Genomic DNA, 18,678 nt, shown 5'->3' on the forward strand with positions numbered 1-18,678 from the left:
GTTTTAATAAAGTCATAGCTTAATATTCAGATGCTAAATTAGATCCCTATCAACAACACTTGAAATATATTTTATCGCTCAGCTATTAAAATAATCATATTATTAACATTTCTTAGTGAATCTTTGATCTTCATTACAAATGTTTATTATCTAAGATAGTTATTCATTGACTGATTGCTATGTGAGAAGAATATAGATCAGACCAGTTATTAATCTTCTAACCTCGTTTATATTTTTTCCGATATACGAACAAACATAAGAATCTGATGATGAAACTATTAACTTTATTAGTAACTTCTTTATTACCACTTTCGATAGCTAACGCTAATGACAGTACCATTACACCAGAATCTCTTTCAGCTGGTGAAATAATGAGCACACAAAGTAAGCAAACCTACACTTATGTACGCTGCTGGTATCGACCTGCTGCAAGTAATGATGACCCAGCAACCGATTGGGAATGGGCACTGGATGACAACGGTGATTATTATACGATTGATGGCTATTGGTGGTCTTCGGTTAGATTTAAAAATATGTTCTACACCGACACCCCACAGCAAGAAATTAAACAGCGTTGTGAGAACACATTAGATGTCTCCCATGATACTGCCGATATAACTTATTTTGCGGCAGATAACCGCTTATCTTATAACCATTCCATTTGGACTAATGATCAGCAAAATTCATCACCATCAATTAATAGAGTCATCGCTCTCGGTGACAGCCTTTCTGATACAGGTAATATATTTAACGCTGCACAATGGACGTTTCCTAATCCTAATTCATGGTTTTTAGGGCATTTCTCTAACGGTTTGGTGTGGACTGAGTATTTGGCAAAAGAGAAAAATTTGCCATTATATAATTGGGCTGTCGGTGGTGCTGCGGGGCGCAATCAATACATTGCTTTAACTGGGGTGTATAACCAAGTCACTTCATATCTCACTTATATGAAGATGGCAAAAAATTATCATCCTGAAAACACGCTATTTACCTTAGAGTTCGGTTTAAATGACTTTATGAATTACAACCGCGAAGTCCCTGAAGTAAAAGCCGATTTTAGTAGCGCGATGATAAGACTAGTCGATTCTGGGGCGAAAAATATCATTTTATTTACATTACCCGATGCAACCAGAGCACCTCAATTCAAATACTCTACTGCGGAAGAAATGACTAAAGTCAGCTCGAGAATTAAATCTTTCAACATGTTCATCAAAGAGCAAGCGCTTTATTATCAAATGCAAGGGATCAATATCGCGTTGTTTGATGCATATACTCTGTTTGAAAACCTAGCATCAAATCCTCAACATTATGGCTTTGAAAATTCATCCGATGCTTGTTTAGATATTAATCGTAGTTCTGCAAAAGATTATCTCTATAGCCATAGCCTGACCAATGACTGTGCGTATCATGGTTCGGATAAATATGTGTTCTGGGGAGTCACTCACCCTACCACAGCTACGCATAAGTTCATTGCTGATCAAATAATCAATACATCACTTAAGCAATTTAATTTTTGACAATAATCACTGACTGAAAATACATCCACAGCCGCTCGCAGTATCAGCTTATACAATCCATATAGGCATAGCGCTAGCGGCTTTTACTTGTCGAATTGCCAAATGAGTGTGGATATCTTTGACGTTTTCCAGACGTTGTAATTTACGAGTAAAACTCTCGTAGCCTACTAAATCTCGACTCACCACTTCCAGAAGGTAATCGTACGCACCCGATACCACATGACAGCTAATCACTTCCTCCATATCAAGCACAGCAGATTCAAAATCCTCAATCGAGCTAGCTTGGTGGTTGCTAAGGCTGACTTCAACAAACACCGTCATACCGACCCCAATAGCCTGGCGATTTAAGCTCGCTTGATAACCATCAATCACCCCACTTTCTTCTAAACGTTTCAACCTCCTAGCACAAGGAGAAGGCGACAAACCTACCCTATCTGCCAATTCGGCCGTTGTTAGGCGGCCGTCTTGTTGTAATAAGTCCAACATTCGACGATCTATCTTATCCACTTTGTAATCCTTGATAAATTCCACCCCAAAACCTCTAATTTTTAACTGATTTTGGCAAAAATAATGATAATCAAGCGCTAATTTGCCAGATAAAAGCGTGCAGATCGATAGATAATTGTTAAACATCCTAACTGAATGTTAATACCATTATGATCTCTGGCTATCTGGCAATAATTACAACCCTTCTACTATGGTCTGGTTTTTTTCTCTCTCTGAAAGGCGGCGCAATCAGTAATCTGACGCCAGCAGATATAGCCCTTACACGTTTTCTTTTGCCTGCAATTGTTCTATTTCCATTGCTATGGAAAGCAAGAAAAAATGTGCAAGCTGTCTCTAATCGTTATTTACTGGGTATGTTTTTAGGTTGTGGCTTACCGTATTTGTTAGTGGCAAGTCACGCGATGCACTACGTGCCGGTTGCTGACGGAAGTGCACTCGTGCCGGGCGTGCTGCCTTTATTTGTCTCTGGCATTGCGGTTATGCTGTTTAATCAGCCGTTAAGTACTCACAGAATCATTGGACTGGGTCTAGTCATGATAGGTGTGGCCCTTTTTCTGTATTCAAGTGTGACTGATTTTGCATCAAACCGTCTTACAGGCCATATGTTGTTTCTAATGGGCAGCTTGATGTGGGCTATTTTTACCATTTGCGCGCGAGTGGCAAATTTGCATGCTTTAGTCAGTGCTGGGGTTATTTCATTATTATCAGTAATTGCACTAGTACTGCTAGTATCGATTGGGGTGCTAGACAGCTACTTAGCCGTCACACCTTTGATTGATTGGCCATGGAAGACAGTGATTGGGCATATGCTGTTGCAAGGCGTCGGAGCAGGTTTAATTGCAGCATTCACCTACTTATATGCAGTATCCACATTAGGTGCAGAACGCTCGGCCGCTATTGGGTCGGCAACGCCGGCCATAGCAGCACTGTTAGCAATTCCTATTTTCGGAGAAATACCCTCCACTTTCACTTGGGGAGCTCTCGGCTTTATCTGCATTGGTAGCTTAGTGGCCAGTAATGTGCTGATGAAACACGATACGTCACTCAGCTATCAACCGCCAACGCATCAAAAACCAAGGGCACAACCCTATCAGCGATAACAGATTTCAGCCCAGCGAGCTAAGCCCGCAGTTACTGAGCCAAAATAGTTGCCGCTTACCACTGGCACATGTGGCAGTTGCTGTTCAACAGCTTGGCGCAATATAGGGGAACGCGCCGAGCCGCCCGTCATGAAAATGACATCGGGTTTTACCCCGCCTTGCTCGACAGCTTCTTTCACTAGATCGACCATTTTTGATTTTGGTGATTCAATCGCTTCAATCATCTGTTCACGTTTAATGTCAACTTCAACCTGTTCAGACAAAAGGTTGAGCATCACCTGGCATTGAGGAAGGTCCGATAGCGCAATCTTCGCTTCTTCAGCTCGGCGCACAATGTGATAGCCCAACGTTTCGAAATAAACGTTAAGTAGTCTTGCCAATTTGTCTGGTTGCTGCGCCTCTTTATGCAATAACTTAAGTGCCGTTAGGTTTTGTTGAGAATAAAAATCACGTTGCGCTTCAACATTGTTGATCGCAATCGGGTTCCAAAACTGAGTCAGCGGCATATCAATTCCTGATACTGCTTTACTACCCAAGCCAAACGGTGTCATCAACTGTTTGAACGCAAGGTAGATATCCAGATCGTTCCCGCCCACTCGTTGCCCGCTGTGAGCCAACAAACTGGCGCTTCGGTCATCGCGACCTCGCCAACTTGGCCCCATTTCGATCAGTGAGCAGTCTGTGGTACCACCACCAATATCGACCACTAACACAGTTTTGTCTTGTTCAAGGGTTGCTTCATACTCCAAACCCGCGGCAACCGGTTCAAACTGAAAACTGACTTGCTTAAAACCGGCACGTTTGGCAGCTCTTGCCAAAATAGCTTCAGCCTGACGGTTGGCATCTTCACCACCTCGGCCATGAAAGTTAATCGGGCGACCAATAACCGTGTCTTGAATGCTCTGCTTTACGTTCCGCTCTGCTTGCTGTTTGATGTTAACCATCATGGCGCAAACTAAATCTTCAAAAAAGCTGATTTGAACATCATGTAAACCCGATGCTCCCAAAAAAGATTTCGGAGATTTCACGTAGTAGATGTCTCTTGGATCTTGTAAATAGAGATCCAGTGCGGCTTGTCCAAACGCAATATCTTGCACAGCAAGGTCTATGCTCTCTTCACGGTTGAAGTTGATCGCTCTTCTTAATACCTGCTCGCCAATTTTGTCGCTCGGTTTGATGTTATGGTGGCGAAATAAATGCTCAGAAACAGATTCACGCGTCGGAGCGCAAATAGTCGAAGGAATGTAGTAGCTCTCTCCTTCTATCGGCAGCAATGTAGGTTGCCCATTTTGCATCATCGCCACAGAACAGTTTGCCGTGCCGTAATCAAAACCAATAAACATTATTGCCTCCTAGCATCAAAAAAAGGTCGGCAATCCTACCTTATACGTATTGTGAATACTAGGTCGTGTTGACCTTTCATAGTTAAACAATCCATACAAGATGAGATACAATCCGAGTTCCCCAAAATGACTAGGCTTAAGTTGATGAAAACTCCTTGCATTGCAGCGTGTAAAAATGAAGGTGGAATATGCTCTGGATGCCACCGCACCATGCAAGAAATTGTACAGTGGCGTAACTTTTCTGTGCAACAACGCGATGAGATCATGACAAAACTGAAACGTGACCAAGGAACCCACCGCTGCCCAAGTTGTAAACAAAGCGCTCATTGTGACATCAGTGAAGGTAAAACTACCTGCTGGTGTTTTGAGCTAGAAGATAGAGATACCTCATCGCTTGATAATCATGCAAAATGCTTATGTCGACACTGCCTTACATCACTACCAATTGCGTAATTTTTAGATTAGTTTAACTAATGATTCCTATAGATTTTTATCTTGCTTAAGATCACACTTTTCGATTGATAAACAGCCAACCCCCTACTAATATCTCGCACCGAAAGAGCTACTCTTTCTCATATTATCATTAGTTTCAGTATCCATTTAACTCTCATTCCGTTGTTGCATTTTTGTGCAGGAGATTCATCATGTCCGCATCGTTTCCATTAGTGAAGCTGACGTTTTTAATTGCGATTTTGACCGCTGTTGGTCAAATGACACAAACTATGTATGTCCCATCCATTGGTCATATGGCGGGTGAGTTTTTGGTTACGCCGGCATCATTGCAAGCCGTTATGGCGTGTTACTTAATTCCGTATGGTTTATCGCAATTTGTCTACGGCCCATTGTCAGACCGACTTGGCCGCAAACCTATTATTATTGCTGGTTTGTTGATTTACATCGTAGGTTCAATATTGGCTTTGTTTGCCAATCAATATGAATGGTTTTTAGCGGGTAGTTTTGTGCAAGGGCTAGGTATTGGTTGCGGTGGCGCAATGTCTCGTACCCTAACGCGCGACTGCTTTTCTGGGGCAGAACTGCATAAAGCAAATAGTTTGATCAGCATGTGTGTGATCTTTTCACCACTTATTGCTCCTGTATTGGGCGGCTATTTAACTGAAAGCTTTGGTTGGCGTTCTAGTTATCTTTTTCTGTCACTATTTGCCATTGCGGTAATCATTACCATGATGACCAGTATGGTGGAAACCTTACCGAAAAACCTGAGAAAACATGAGCGCGTCTCTAGCAGCTATCGTTATGTACTAAGTGACAGACGTTTTCAAGGTTACTTAATTTGCCTTGTGGCAACCTTTTCTGGCGTTGCGGTGTTTGAAGCAGCGGCAGGTGTGCTATTGGGCGGTGTATTACAATTACCAGCGACAACCGTAAGTTTGTTGTTTGTACTACCAATTCCTGGCTATTTAATTGGTGCCGGATTGTCGAGTGTTATTGCACAGCGCGTTAATGAAAAAAGTGCGCTGTACGTTGGACTAGTTGCGATAGCCATCGGCTCGCTCGTGGTGTTTATTCCAGGCTTGTTTGAGAAAACAACGGCACTCACTTTAATTGGTGGGGCTACGGTCTATTTCCTAGGGGCGGGTATTTTATTCCCTGCTGCGACAACAGGAGCATTAACTCCACTGCCTTATCACGCAGGAACAGGCGGCGCAGTCTTAGGCGGCATGCAAAACCTAGGCGCAGGTTTAGCAACACTGTTGGCATCAGCCATTCCAGCTCATAGCCAAATGCCATTAGGTGGTTTAATGCTATTGATGTCGGTGTTTGCGACTCTAGGACTGATTCGAGTCTACAGCAAACAAGACCCATCCAATGAAATGCCATTGGCAATTTAAAGTGGTCAGGGAGGCGTATAGCCTCCCTCTTCTATTCTTACTTGATACTTAAGGCTTGATTAGAAAACTGGATACCATCCCAACCATATTCAATGAAGTTTCGAATGTTTTGGTGATCATCATTCTCTGGGTTTTGCAGAACATCTTTACGGTAATAGTCACCAAAACAAGCCAATGTTTGCGCCTTATCTAACTGCTGTAATTGTGCAAAAGCAAAAATTTTGCATGAGCCATTGTTTTGATTCTCCGCATTGAGAATTTCACCATTTTTAAACTCCGTTGGTGTAAAGTGATAATTCTCATCAATGGTTTCAATCACTTGGCTAAAGACTATGCTGTCAGGCTGCCGTGTTAACAAGGTGAGCAGTTCGTTCAATTCCATGTCGACTCTCTTTTTGACTAGTAAAAGCGTCAGTCTAAGTAAAAACAAGTGCAATAAAAAGAATCACTCTATCGCAGTCCAGCCTTTAGGTATCGATAACCCCCAACGCGCCATTTCGTCCGCGTGATAAATTGCTTTTCCTTGTAGCCCTATTTGTATTGGTATTTGGCTTGCATCTTCATTGTGATCCAAAATGCGGACCACTATATCAGCGGCCATCTGCCCTTGATCACTTCCTGCAAGTACAACGCCACCAGCGGCTTTGCCTTTACCAATCGAAAAGTCCCAAAAACCGAATAGCGGTACTTGGGTATTTTGGTTGGTCCATGTCATGATTTTTTCAGCATCAACATGATTCCCAGCGTCATCCATTAGTGTTTGAAATAAACCGACAACAATCGCACCAAAGCCTCTTTTATTCGCTGTATTAATCTGTTCATACCATTCTCTATCAGTAGTGATCGAGGAAATCTCCGTTGTGATGCCTAAATTATTCTCAATCATACTGATTTGAGTTTTCATATATTCCAAAGCGATTTTCGCGGTATTACCAGAGTCAAACAGCACGAGTACTTTTCGCTTATCCTCTTCCAGCATACGGCCTATTTCGCCCATGGTTTTCACAAACAGAGGTCGTTCTAATATCCCCGTGACTTTGGCTTGTCCTTGGTATTGCATAATGAGTTTTCTCGGGTTGTCATTGATCCCCAGAAATACAATTGAAATCGGCTCGTTATACAGTTTCGGCAACATATAAACTAAAGCGTTATCATCACCCAGCACCACTACATCAGGTTTAGCCTGTTGATAGGCCGCGAATGCTTTTTCAGCCATTACCGAATATTGACTAGCAGGAATTCGCTTGGTGTTCATCTCAAAGTTTTCGAGTTCATAGCGAGGTGTTAACGTATGCTTAAGGGCCTTCAGATAACTTTGATCCCATTCGTTGTGTTGGTGATAACTTTCAATGACTAAAATTTTTTCTGCCAAAACCGAAGGACTGATCAGCAACCATAACAACATCCAACGCATGAGTTATCTCCAATAATTTGATTTATTTTGTTAAGTGTAGCCAATACCCCCTCATTCATACTTTAGATTCAGCATCTATACTGAAATACATCACGCCAAAACATGAGTAGAGAAATGAATAGAAGTCGTCAATTTGAAGAGAGTGATAGCAGCCCGATCTCTAGCCATATTGGCCGGCGAATCATTATTTTTCTAGTTATTCTTAGTGGGCTAGTAACGTTAATGACCACCCTAGCACAAACCTATTTCGACTATAATCGTGAGTTTAATGACGTAGCTCAGCGTCATCACGAAATAGAATTTGTTCATGCCGATCTGCTGGCCACTGCTTTGTGGAGTTATGATCTCGTCACCCTTCAACAACGTCTGGATGGTCTGGTTAATTTACCAAAAATTGATTATTTGCTCGTCTCTTCTGGAAATTATCAATTCAGTGCCGGTGACAAAGTGACTGAGCGTGTTTTAAAAAACAGCTATCCGATGCTCTACCTAAACCCTGATACTGGCATTAAAGAGCAAGTAGGCACTATCTACATTGAGTCCAATGCTCAAGAAATCTATACCTATCTTATTCGGCAGTTTTTAGTTGTACTTGTCGTGAACGCGATGAAGACTGTTTTTGTATGTTATGTGATTCTAATGATTTTCCACGAAAGCGTGAATCGGAGGTTATTTGCCATTGCTAACTACTTACGTAAATACAACCCTCGACACCCACCTAAACCTCTTCAGCTAGTACATAAAAAGTGGATCATGGGACACCACGATGAATTGGTATGGTTAGCCGATGAGACCAATAAAATCACAACCAACCTGACAACGCTTTACAACAATATCAAGTTTGAACAAGAGCGACTTGCAGATTTCACCGAAGTTTCATCAGATTGGTTATGGGAGACAAACGCATCCAATCAGCTCATTTATGCTTCAGAACCAATGCGCCATGCATTAAACATTGCGGCAAATGAGAAGCCATTCCTCTCTGAACTAACGCAATTTAAAGATTTGGAGCACCTTTTATATCTTCTTGAAAAAAAAGAAGACTTTTCCAAGTGTAAAGAAAATATCGTTATTTCCGGTGTCACGCAATATCTCATGTTTCAGGCGATTGCACGCTATCGTAATGAGCAATTCATCGGTTTTAGAGGTACAGCAATTAACATCACTGAATTAAAACTAGCGCAAACCGAACTTGAAGAGCTCAACCAAAACTTAGAGCGGCAAGTTGCGCGACGAACGCTTGATCTTCAACAGCGAACTTCAGACCTAAAACAGAGCATGCAACAGCTACAGGAAACACAAAGTCAGTTGATTGAATCAGAAAAACTGGCCGCATTAGGTGGGCTAGTGGCCGGGGTCGCTCATGAAGTCAATACACCACTAGGTATTGCAGTAACCGCAACATCGGTGATTAACGACATCAAAAACGAACTGAATAAAGCCTTTGCCGACCAAACACTGACCAGCAGTCAGTTTTCATCGTTGATGCTGCGCATGAATGACACGACTCAAATGTTGGAAAGCAACCTAAACCGGGCAGCAAAACTGGTACGAGACTTCAAACAAACAGCGGTTGATCAAGTCTCTGAGAGCCGAAGCCAGTTCTCTATTCATCAAGTTCTGCATGCTTTAATCGCAAGTCTTCATCCAGAAACACGCAAGGTGCCCGTTGTGCCTAAGATAGAAGGCGATGAAACAATCACTATGAATAGTTTACCGGGTGTATTGACTCAAATTGTTTCCAATTTAGTGATGAATAGCATTAACCATGCTTTTGCACAGCAGCCAAATCCGGAAATAACAATTCGTTTCTATCAGCAACAAGATAATATTATTTTAGAGTATCAAGATAACGGCTGCGGTGTTGAACCTGCTTTGCACCACAAAATTTTTGAGCCCTTTTATACTACTAAGCGAGGCAAAGGGGGCTCGGGGCTAGGTTTAAATCTCGTTTTTAATTTGATGAAGCAAAAGCTGAGTGGCCAGTTGCTATTTGAATCCGATGTCGATGAAGGCGTACATTACACTTTCACCCTACCTAAGACACTAGAACGGAATATAAAGCCTTAAACATGCATCACCGCCATTAGCGGTGATGCAACATTGATAAACAAAGTTTAACTCGAAACAAATGACTAATCGGGTAGTTGATTACGAATGGCGATAAAGTCATCCCAATGCTCTATCATTAGATCAACTAAGTCTGGATCAAAATGTTTCCCTTTTTGGGCAACAATTTCTTGCATAATTGCATCATCTGTCCACGGTTCTTTGTAACTTCGCTTAGAACCCAATGCATCAAATACATCGGCTAATGCAGTAATACGACCGCTGATCGGTATCTGATTACCGATCAATTGGTGGGGATAACCCGTTCCATCCCACTTTTCATGGTGAGTAGCCGCAATTTCTTTTGCAACGGCAATCAGGCGACGCTTGGAGCGACTTAAAATTTCCACTCCATATTCAACGTGCTTTTGCATAATCTCCCATTCTTGCGCGTCCAACTTACCTGGTTTATGCAAAATACTGTCTGGAATGGCGACTTTACCGATATCGTGTAGCGGTGAGCCACTCTTGAGCATATCTACCTCTTGTTCCGGTAAACCATACAATACCGCTAGTTTTTCACTGATCAGAGAAACTCGCTGTACATGCGCACCGGTTTCTCTACTCCGCGCTTCAACCGCATTGGCTAAGTTATACACTAGCTCTTTTGAGGTTTCCCGCAGGTCGACTAACAAGTTTAATTTTTCAAAGGTCAGTCCAATGTTGTGCATGTAGATCTCCAGTAACTGTTTATCAAGCTCACACAAATCATCTTCAATATTAATGTACAGTAAGTTATCTACGCCACGATCATCGGTTATAAACAAAACGGAAGCGTCACCAAAATCTTGTGACTGCTGGCAGTTCAAAACATGTCGACAACGCGACGCAACTTGGTCAGGTAAACGGTCAAGATTACATTCAGAATAAAAATCAACATAGTCACCAGTCGCTGCTAATGTCAGCGCTCGGCACACCTCACCCTCCGGCCTAGGCTGGACAATACAGTAAAAAGCAGACGAATGAAGTTTAAGCAATGAAGTTAGTTGCCCTAGCACTGACTCAGCATAAGTTTTCAATGTTGTAGTATTTTGCACATTGGCAGAAGCTTGAATAACTCGGCTTAAACCTTCTTTTTGCTCTTTAATCAAACATAAATCACGATAAGCACGAAGCATAGAATAGAGTAACGTTCTCAGCTTCTGCGTCGTGAGTTCCGTCTTCTCTTTATAATCATCAATTTCATATTCTTGAATAACGGTATCTTCAGGTGCTTGACCCGCCTGCCCTGTGCGAAGCACTAAGCGAATCATCTTGTTGTTACACTCTTCGCGAATATATTTCACCAATTCCAGACCTGCGTGTTCCGTTTCCATCACAACATCAATTAATGCTAAGGCTATATCGTCGTTTTCTCTCAGCTTCTGTTGAGCCTCAACACCTGACATTGCCGATATAAGATCAAGAGGCCGACCTTGGAACGTAAAACCATTGAGTGCCAAACGAGTTATTTGGTGCATCTGCTCATCATCATCCACCAGCAGTACATACCATGGCCTGATGTCAACTGTTGGTTGATGTGAACCTTTATGCTCATGCCTGTTTTCTTGCTGATAATCTGCAAAAAGATCCATTGCCTAATTCCCTTGAATGACGATTTGTCTACTCTTTAGGTTTAGCACATAACGGCTTTTTTAGTGGATGAATTCTGATTAATGTGATGAAAAATAAAGCCCCTATTGAATTCAGCATAGATTGATTCAAATAAGGGCTTGTAGGCAGAACGTGACTAGCATTCTTTAGGAGGAACAATGACGATTCGTTGCTATCGTCACTACTTGGGGAATAATGTCGCAGTGCTCGTAACAATAAAAGAGTAAACCTTATGTTTTATCTTTCCTCTTTTATCGCTGAACTCCTCTTGGTGTTTCGTTGAAGTGTCTTTTATATTCTCGACTAAATTGTGATGCACTGGTGTAACCGACCATACGTGCGGCGTCATTGACCCTTTTGCCTTCCACATGAATAAGCTCTTTGGCTTTATTGAGTCGTACTTTCTTCAAATATTGTAAGGGAGACTCTAAAGTGACGGATCTAAAAGCTTGATGGAATGCAGAAACGCTCATATTGGCCTCTTCAGCCAATCGCTGCACGGTAATTGATTGATCATACTCTTGATGGACTTTGCTCAGTGCTTTCGCTACACGTGCGTAATGACCTTCTTGATGAGCGAGATCAAACAACACATGCCCTTCACTGCTGGTTAGGGCACGAAATACGATCTCTTCAAGTATCGCCTCTCCCAATACTTTCGCTTCCAGATCATTCACCAATGCGGACATTAAGCGAATAGTGCTCGCCAGCATTTCTTTGTTCATTTCTACCGACTTAAGACCACATTTCGATGTTTTATCACTGCTGTTTCGATCAAAACCCGACTCTTCAAGCTTACTTACTTGCTTGAGTAACATTGAATGGTCAATATTGATGGTTAAACCCAGTAACGGTTCGTTTTCTGTGGCAAAAGCTTCACATTCTAGTGGCAATGGAACGCCTACAACCAAATAGTCATTCGGCCCATAGTGGACGGGGTTACCTCCAATATGGATCTGTTTATGCCCTTGGCCTAGAAGAATAATGCCGGACTGATAAACAAACGGCTGCCGTTGGTTACCCTGGCTGCTGCGATAAAACCATACGTCAGCGATGACCGTCTGATGAATTCCCTCCAGTTGATCTAAAGACTGTTTTTCTACGTATCGTTGCATCAGTTGCGCAAGTTCGCTCATGGCACCTCCTAAAGAGACAATATGGCTAAAGGATACCAACCAAATAGAATTAGGCAATTTATTTCGAGGAATTGGCCTATATTCAATGTCAATCAAGTACTAATATGCACATTGTAAAACACTGCCTTGGAGGTTTTCCTCCATTTTTAGAAGCAAAAAGGTGAGAATAATGAAATTTACTTATGTTAACCCTACCCAAATTCATTTCGGCCAAGGACAAATTGCAGCGATCAGCAGTGCAATCCCTACAGACAAAAAAACCTTGGTTATTTATGGCGGAGGTTCAATCAAGAACAATGGTGTGTATGATCAAGTCGTCAGTGCACTAGCGAATCATAACTGGGTTGAGTTTGCCGGTGTAGAGCCAAACCCAACCAAGGAAACACTCGACAAAGCCGTAGCGATAGTCAAGCAGCAAGACATCGATTTCATTCTTGCCGTTGGTGGTGGTTCCGTGATTGATGGCTCAAAATACGTTGCCGCTGCCGCCAAATACGATGGCGATGGTTGGGATATTATGCTCGGCAAACACCAAGTTGTTGAAGCAACACCTATTGGTGCTATTTTGACCTTGCCTGCAACAGGCTCTGAATCCAATATGGGTGCGGTGATCACCAAAGCTGAGACACAAGACAAACTGGCATTCATGGCACCAGCGGTTCAACCAAAATTTGCTGTACTAGATCCAGATGTGATGAAGTCATTACCTGAACGCCAGTTGATCAATGGCTTGGTAGATGCTTGGGTACACGTTTGTGAGCAATACCTAACGCTACCGACTAATGCGATGGTTCAAGACGGCTATGCTGAAACGCTCCTTAAAAACCTGTTGGTACTTGGCCAGCAATACGCAGAAAGAGACAATGATCAGTGGCGTGCCAACCTAATGTGGACAGCAAACCAAGCTCTGAACGGGTTGATTGGTAGCGGTGTTCCTCAAGACTGGGCAACGCATATGATTGGTCATGAATTCACAGCCTTGTGGCACGTAGACCACGCGCGCTCTTTAGCTATTGTGCAACCCTCTTTGCTACGTAATCAGCTTGAAAACAAACAGGCTAAGTTAGAGCAGATGGGCAAAAATGTATTTGATCTACCCGCAGGCAAAGACCTAGCACTACGCACAATTGACGCCATCGAAGCCTTTTACCATAGCTTAAATGTTGCCACTCAATTTGCTGACCACAACAGCAGCCAACAAGAGGCGGTCAACGCAGTAATTGCACAACTAGAAGCTCATGGTATGGTCGTGTTAGGTGAGCAGCAATCAATTACTATTGAAAGATCTCGTGAAATATTAGAGCAGGCTATCGTCTAATTCGAGACGTTTGGCTCATAAATAAGATTCCATAAAAAATATTCTGTTACAATCCGAGCAGCGCTGATAGGCGCTGCTTTTTTTGTTTGTAGAAAACCGATATGGAAAACCTATGTGGCCAAGCATTATCATGATTTGTATTACTCATTTAGTTTCGATCAGCCGTGGGCCCAGGTGGTTGTTTTATATCAGTAAGCCTCTACCAATACTGTTAATGGCCACGTTACTTTATCTTGCTGGGACCAATGACGCTTCCTCTCATGTTGTCAATAATTCGTTCGGTTTATGGGTGATTGTAGGGCTACTGCTTTCAGCGATGGGCGACGCTTTTCTGATGCACCCAAAAGATAAGTTTGTTGCAGGATTAAGCTGTTTTTTGTTTGCACACATTGCCTATAGCATCGGCTTTTTTCAAACGATAGAATCCATCACTTGGTGGATACCCGCAGGATTTCTAGCGGTTGGCGTATTGGTATTTTTACTGCTACTACCCAGTTTAGGTGCGATGATCATTCCAGTCGCTCTCTACATTGTTGTAATTGTGGCTATGACTGCATCAGCGGCCGAGTTTTGGGTGGCTTATCGCTCATCGGCGGGGCTATTGGCTTTGGTTGGAGCATTAATGTTTATGATGTCTGACTTAGTACTTGCCATTGATAGGTTTCGCTCTGCTTCTCATTTCTCTCGACATGTAGTCATGGTAACGTATTACACCGCACAAGGGTTAATTACGCTATCCGTACTCGCTAGTTTAACCGCCTAGCGTTTAATTAAAAAAAAGCCCTAAGCGCTTGCACTGACAACGCCACTGCCTTTTCTAACTTTACTCGTTGCATTTGGTAAACTTTCTCTGGGGCACTATTTTTTTCTATCTCAAGGCACGCATCAAACAAAGCATCTAAACCCAAGCTACCAGCGGAGCCCTTAAGTTTGTGTACGATCAACTTAATTTGCTCGCCATTGTCAGCGTGATGCTGTAACTCTAGCAGCGCCTCACTGGCGCTGCTGGCGAACAACTCCACGATCTGTTGCATCTTATCATGGCCGAGAACATCAATGTCGGCCAGCACAATACGGTTATCAATCACAGTGCATTTAGCTTCAACATGGTTTGATGGATTTGAATCTTGAGTGAGTGGTAACGGTTTGCCTTCAAGACTACGTTGGATTATCTGCTCAAGATCTTCTTTTACAATCGGCTTAGGAAGATAGCCATCAAAACCTGCTGTCAAATATTGCTCGACCTCTTCGTTAAAAACATGAGCAGATACGGCGATCATCGGGGTTGATTTGTGCTCTGCTCGATTGACTTCTAAACATTTCAATTGCGCCAAAAGATCAACCCCATTGCAATCGGGTAAATTGATATCAAGTAATGCGATATCAAACTGTTGCTGTGCAAACAATACTTGAGCTTCAGCGCCATCTTTGGCGGTTAGCACCTCGTGCCCCATATGTACCAAGAAACCTTCAGCAACCATGCTGTTTACCGGATTATCTTCTACTAATAACACTTTAGCGTGCACAGATAAGGTTGACTGAGTTGGCTGAACAGTTATCGCTTCTCCATGTTTTAGTGGTACAGAAAACCAAAATCGGCTGCCTTTACCCGATTCGGATTCCATATGTAGCTCGCCGCCCATCGCTTCTACGATCCGTTTGCTGATCGCTAGGCCCAACCCTGTTCCCCCTTTATGGCCAACCCCCCCCGTAGCTTGAGTAAACGCTTCGAACAGGTTTTCTTGTTCATCTTCACGAATCCCTATCCCTGAATCAGCCACTTCGAATATCACCTTTTCAGAGTTATCAGCATCAATACTAACGTAGATATCGACATAACCTTGGTCGGTGAATTTGATGGCATTACCGACTAAATTGGTCAAAACCTGACTTAAACGAGTCACGTCACCAAACCAGAAAGACGTAACCTCGCTTTCAATCTGCTTGGTAAATTCAAGTGTTTTTTGTTGCGCGCGCCCTTCCATCAGTTGATAAATATCTTCGACCATACGATGCAAATTAAAATTAGTGGGGCGAATTTCCAAGTACCCTGCCTCAATTTTTGAGTAGTCTAATACATCGTTCAAAATAGCCAGTAATGTGCTACCACTACGGTTGATGACATCTACATAATGACTTTGTTGGCTAGTCAATGGAGTATCTTGGAGTAAACGAGCTGTCCCTAATACACCGTTCATCGGCGTGCGGATTTCATGACTCATCGTCGCAAGAAAAGCCGATTTCGCACGGTTGGCCTGTTCTGCTTGGTTACGGGCCTTGGTGTGATTCAACACCTCTGCATTTAGCTTAACATTCGCCTGTTGTAATTGTTGGGTGCGCTCAGTCACCACCTCTTCCAAGTGTTCTTTGTGCTCTTGTAACTCTCGTTTGGCTTTCACTTCCGCTTGTGCAACTTCTTTTAGCGCATTGGCTGTGTTTCTTGCGGTGATAATAGCCTTACCCATTCGCGCAAGCTCATCACTCCCTTTCACAGTCAACTCAACTTGTAACTGACCTTGAGCAATAGAAAGCAACGCTGAAGAGTATTGCGCTAAGCGCTTAACCACCGAAAGATAAACGACTTTCCACATGATCAAGACCGCCACTAAAAAACCGATCAACGTCAAAATAGTTAAGCTTAATTGAGCCAAATTTAAGGTACTCGACAGTGCCTCAACAGCATTGGTGGTCGTTTGGTTGGAGTCATCCACTAAGCGGTTAACGGTAGTATTTAATTCAGATAACTGCCGCAAAGTGTTTTGCATCAGAGTTAAAGCCGCTTGCTCATTCTGGTAACGCTGCTGTAAAACATCAAAGACTACAGTGCGCTTTTGTAGATCGTTAACCAGTGCGAGCATTTGTTTTGAGCGGGTTGGATCTTCCACTACCTGAACACGCCTTTGCATAATAGAAAGGTTGTGTAAGAACTCGCTCTGGATTTGCTCAATACGTTCCACGTTAGTGGCGGTACGTATTTCTTCGATATGATTCAACATCTTAAAGGCAAGTAGATGCAACTCGTGCAACCGTTCAGAAAGATCTAAATCAACCTCAACCAATGCATCAAGCGCTTGATAAACTTGTTGTGTTTTATTTGCCTGCAATAAGTCATAAATATGCGTGATATTGGCTACCGCAATGGTACTCGTGTTCAACACTTGTGTGCGCGTTAGTTCTTCGAGTTGCTGCGTTAACTGACGCATCTCTTCAACTCGAATATCTAAGTCATCCGCAATATACAATTTGCGCTCAACGGTAATGCCGAGTTGTGCCAGCGCATCAATAACATTTTGTACATGGCTTTCTAAACGCGTCAGGAGTTCTGAATCAAAAGAATCCGCTCCTAATTGTTTGATATGACCGAGTAAAGAGTCTAACTGGTCGAATAACTCCTTACCTGATTGCTTGCGTTCTTGTTCCGTTTTTGCATTGGTCAATGTCTGTACAGATGCGATAATTCGACTGCTTAGTTCTGAAACTTGACGAGCTTCTAACATTGATGGAATGGCGCTATTTACTACATCACGCTCTGTCTTTGCGACCAAAGAAAAACCAAATACGCCAATCAACGCTGACATCAAAACCAGTAATGCCATCGCTGAAAAGGACAACATTAATTTTCTACCAATACTGGCCTTAGCTAATCGCATGACACTCAACCTTAAACATAACTTCTTAAGCAAGACGGAATAGGCTATATTTTGCAGTGTTTATTCTTGTTATGCCAATGAATCCCTAATGCGATTGATATCCAAATGCCTTTTACGTTCGCTAGCAGCCGTGCTTCTTACCCTATTTACCGGTTCTGCTATTGCCGATACACCAAACAAAGTATGCGCCTTGTACCCGCATCTTAAAGATTCTTACTGGTTGTCAGTCAACTATGGCATGGTTGATGAAGCTCAAAAGCAGAAACTGAATTTACGCGTCTTAGAATCTGGCGGTTATCCAAACCATGAACGCCAAAAAGAACAACTGTCATTATGTGTCCGCTGGGGAGCCGATGCGATTATTTTAGGTACCGTGTCACCCGATCTATACTTTTCTGAACTAAACCAATATGTAGGTTCAACGCCTGTCTTTTCTGTAGTCAATCACCTTTTTTTGGATAAAACACAATCTCAATTACTGCAGGGTCAAGTCGGTGTCGATTGGTACTGGATGGGCTACTACGCAGGAAAATACCTTGCAGATAAGCACCCGAAGGGCAGTGGAACAACAAAAATAGCGCTTCTGCTTGGCCCTAAAGTCAGCGGTGGCACAAAGCCAGTAACGCGAGGATTTTATAGTGCCATTAAAAACAGTGATATTGAGGTAATCGAAAGTTTATGGGCAGACAACGATAAAGAGCTACAACGCAACTTAGTCCAGCAAGCGATTGATATTCCCGACATCAATTACATCGTAGGCAGTGCAGTGGCTATTGAAGCAGCTATTAGCGAATTAAGAACAACCGGAAAAACAGAGAATATTGGCTTAGTTTCCACCTACTTGAGTCACGGCGTTTATCGTGGGTTATTGCGTGGGCGAGTACAATTTTCCCCTACAGATAAAATGGTTCAACAAGGGCGTTTATCGATTCAGCAAGCGGCTGCTTTTTTGAATAAAGAAACTTATCAAAAAAACGCAGCCCCCATCATTGAGCCGCTAACACCACATTCACTTAATAAGCAGATAATTGCAGATTCGTTATCCCCATCCGAATACAGGCCAACTTTTAGCGTAAAAGAGATTGAATAAAAGCAGCGATTTCGTTATTTAAAGTGCTTATTTGAAATATTAGGAACACTC

The 18,678-nt window shown here is 42.6% G+C and carries 15 protein-coding genes; 8 read left to right on the plus strand and 7 right to left on the minus strand.

The window, feature by feature from the left end:
• Nucleotides 1-269: 269 nt before the first annotated feature.
• The gene (locus HGG78_RS07065; protein WP_172532495.1) at nucleotides 270-1,517 is read left to right on the plus strand and encodes an SGNH/GDSL hydrolase family protein; all 1,248 of its coding nucleotides are present in this window, start codon (nucleotides 270-272) and stop codon (nucleotides 1,515-1,517) included.
• A gap of 48 nt (nucleotides 1,518-1,565) precedes the next feature.
• On the opposite strand, the gene HGG78_RS07070 is transcribed toward HGG78_RS07065, so the two are convergent.
• Nucleotides 1,566-2,024: an Lrp/AsnC family transcriptional regulator gene (locus tag HGG78_RS07070; RefSeq protein WP_338326114.1), complete on the minus strand. Its 459-nt coding sequence runs from the start codon at nucleotides 2,022-2,024 to the stop codon at nucleotides 1,566-1,568.
• Between the two features lie 149 nt (nucleotides 2,025-2,173).
• Between HGG78_RS07070 and HGG78_RS07075 the strand changes: the two genes are divergently transcribed.
• Nucleotides 2,174-3,124, plus strand: coding sequence for a DMT family transporter (locus tag HGG78_RS07075; protein WP_172532430.1), 951 nt, complete (start codon nucleotides 2,174-2,176; stop codon nucleotides 3,122-3,124).
• Here the strand turns inward: HGG78_RS07075 and yegD are convergent.
• On the minus strand, nucleotides 3,115-4,467 hold the full coding sequence (gene yegD, locus HGG78_RS07080; RefSeq protein WP_172532431.1) for a molecular chaperone: 1,353 nt from the start codon (nucleotides 4,465-4,467) through the stop codon (nucleotides 3,115-3,117). The genes HGG78_RS07075 and yegD overlap by 10 nt on opposite strands.
• 144 nt (nucleotides 4,468-4,611) lie before the next feature.
• Here yegD and HGG78_RS07085 point away from each other — a divergent pair, with 144 nt between their 5' ends.
• Entirely contained in the window at nucleotides 4,612-4,920 is a 309-nt protein-coding gene (locus HGG78_RS07085) for a cysteine-rich CWC family protein (RefSeq protein WP_172532432.1), read from the plus strand.
• Between the two features lie 191 nt (nucleotides 4,921-5,111).
• Entirely contained in the window at nucleotides 5,112-6,317 is a 1,206-nt protein-coding gene (gene emrD / locus HGG78_RS07090) for a multidrug efflux MFS transporter EmrD (protein ID WP_053310572.1), read from the plus strand.
• Between the two features lie 37 nt (nucleotides 6,318-6,354).
• Here the strand turns inward: emrD and HGG78_RS07095 are convergent, their stop codons facing one another.
• Nucleotides 6,355-6,699 carry a HopJ type III effector protein gene (locus HGG78_RS07095; protein ID WP_172532433.1) on the minus strand — a complete coding sequence of 115 codons (345 nt, stop codon included), beginning with the start codon at nucleotides 6,697-6,699 and terminating at the stop codon, nucleotides 6,355-6,357.
• A 63-nt stretch (nucleotides 6,700-6,762) separates the two neighbouring features.
• Nucleotides 6,763-7,731, minus strand: a complete 969-nt coding sequence (locus tag HGG78_RS07100; protein WP_172532434.1) for an ABC transporter substrate-binding protein — start codon at nucleotides 7,729-7,731, stop codon at nucleotides 6,763-6,765.
• 114 nt (nucleotides 7,732-7,845) lie between these two features.
• On the opposite strand from HGG78_RS07100, the gene HGG78_RS07105 reads away from it, so the two are divergent.
• Nucleotides 7,846-9,801: a PAS domain-containing sensor histidine kinase gene (locus tag HGG78_RS07105; RefSeq protein ID WP_172532435.1), complete on the plus strand. Its 1,956-nt coding sequence runs from the start codon at nucleotides 7,846-7,848 to the stop codon at nucleotides 9,799-9,801.
• A 65-nt stretch (nucleotides 9,802-9,866) separates the two neighbouring features.
• Here the strand turns inward: HGG78_RS07105 and HGG78_RS07110 are convergent, their stop codons facing one another.
• Nucleotides 9,867-11,414: a DUF3369 domain-containing protein gene (locus HGG78_RS07110; RefSeq protein ID WP_172532436.1), complete on the minus strand. Its 1,548-nt coding sequence runs from the start codon at nucleotides 11,412-11,414 to the stop codon at nucleotides 9,867-9,869.
• 270 nt (nucleotides 11,415-11,684) lie between these two features.
• Nucleotides 11,685-12,569 carry an AraC family transcriptional regulator gene (locus HGG78_RS07115; protein WP_172532437.1) on the minus strand — a complete coding sequence of 295 codons (885 nt, stop codon included), beginning with the start codon at nucleotides 12,567-12,569 and terminating at the stop codon, nucleotides 11,685-11,687.
• A 169-nt stretch (nucleotides 12,570-12,738) separates the two neighbouring features.
• Between HGG78_RS07115 and HGG78_RS07120 the strand changes: the two genes are divergently transcribed.
• A complete protein-coding gene (locus HGG78_RS07120) occupies nucleotides 12,739-13,887 on the plus strand; it encodes an iron-containing alcohol dehydrogenase (protein ID WP_172532438.1) in 1,149 nt (382 codons plus the stop codon).
• Nucleotides 13,888-13,999: 112 nt separating this feature from the next.
• Nucleotides 14,000-14,650 (plus strand): lysoplasmalogenase, encoded by a 651-nt coding sequence (locus HGG78_RS07125; protein WP_172532439.1) that lies wholly within the window; start codon nucleotides 14,000-14,002, stop codon nucleotides 14,648-14,650.
• 7 nt (nucleotides 14,651-14,657) lie between these two features.
• Here HGG78_RS07125 and torS read toward each other — a convergent pair whose 3' ends face one another.
• Nucleotides 14,658-17,537, minus strand: coding sequence for a TMAO reductase system sensor histidine kinase/response regulator TorS (gene torS, locus HGG78_RS07130; RefSeq protein ID WP_172532440.1), 2,880 nt, complete (start codon nucleotides 17,535-17,537; stop codon nucleotides 14,658-14,660).
• A 97-nt stretch (nucleotides 17,538-17,634) separates the two neighbouring features.
• Between torS and torT the strand changes: the two genes are divergently transcribed.
• Nucleotides 17,635-18,627 (plus strand): TMAO reductase system periplasmic protein TorT, encoded by a 993-nt coding sequence (gene torT, locus HGG78_RS07135; protein ID WP_422108878.1) that lies wholly within the window; start codon nucleotides 17,635-17,637, stop codon nucleotides 18,625-18,627.
• Nucleotides 18,628-18,678: the final 51 nt, after the last annotated feature.

This window comes from Vibrio aestuarianus (genome assembly GCF_012395185.1).
Taxonomy (GTDB): domain Bacteria; phylum Pseudomonadota; class Gammaproteobacteria; order Enterobacterales; family Vibrionaceae; genus Vibrio; species Vibrio aestuarianus.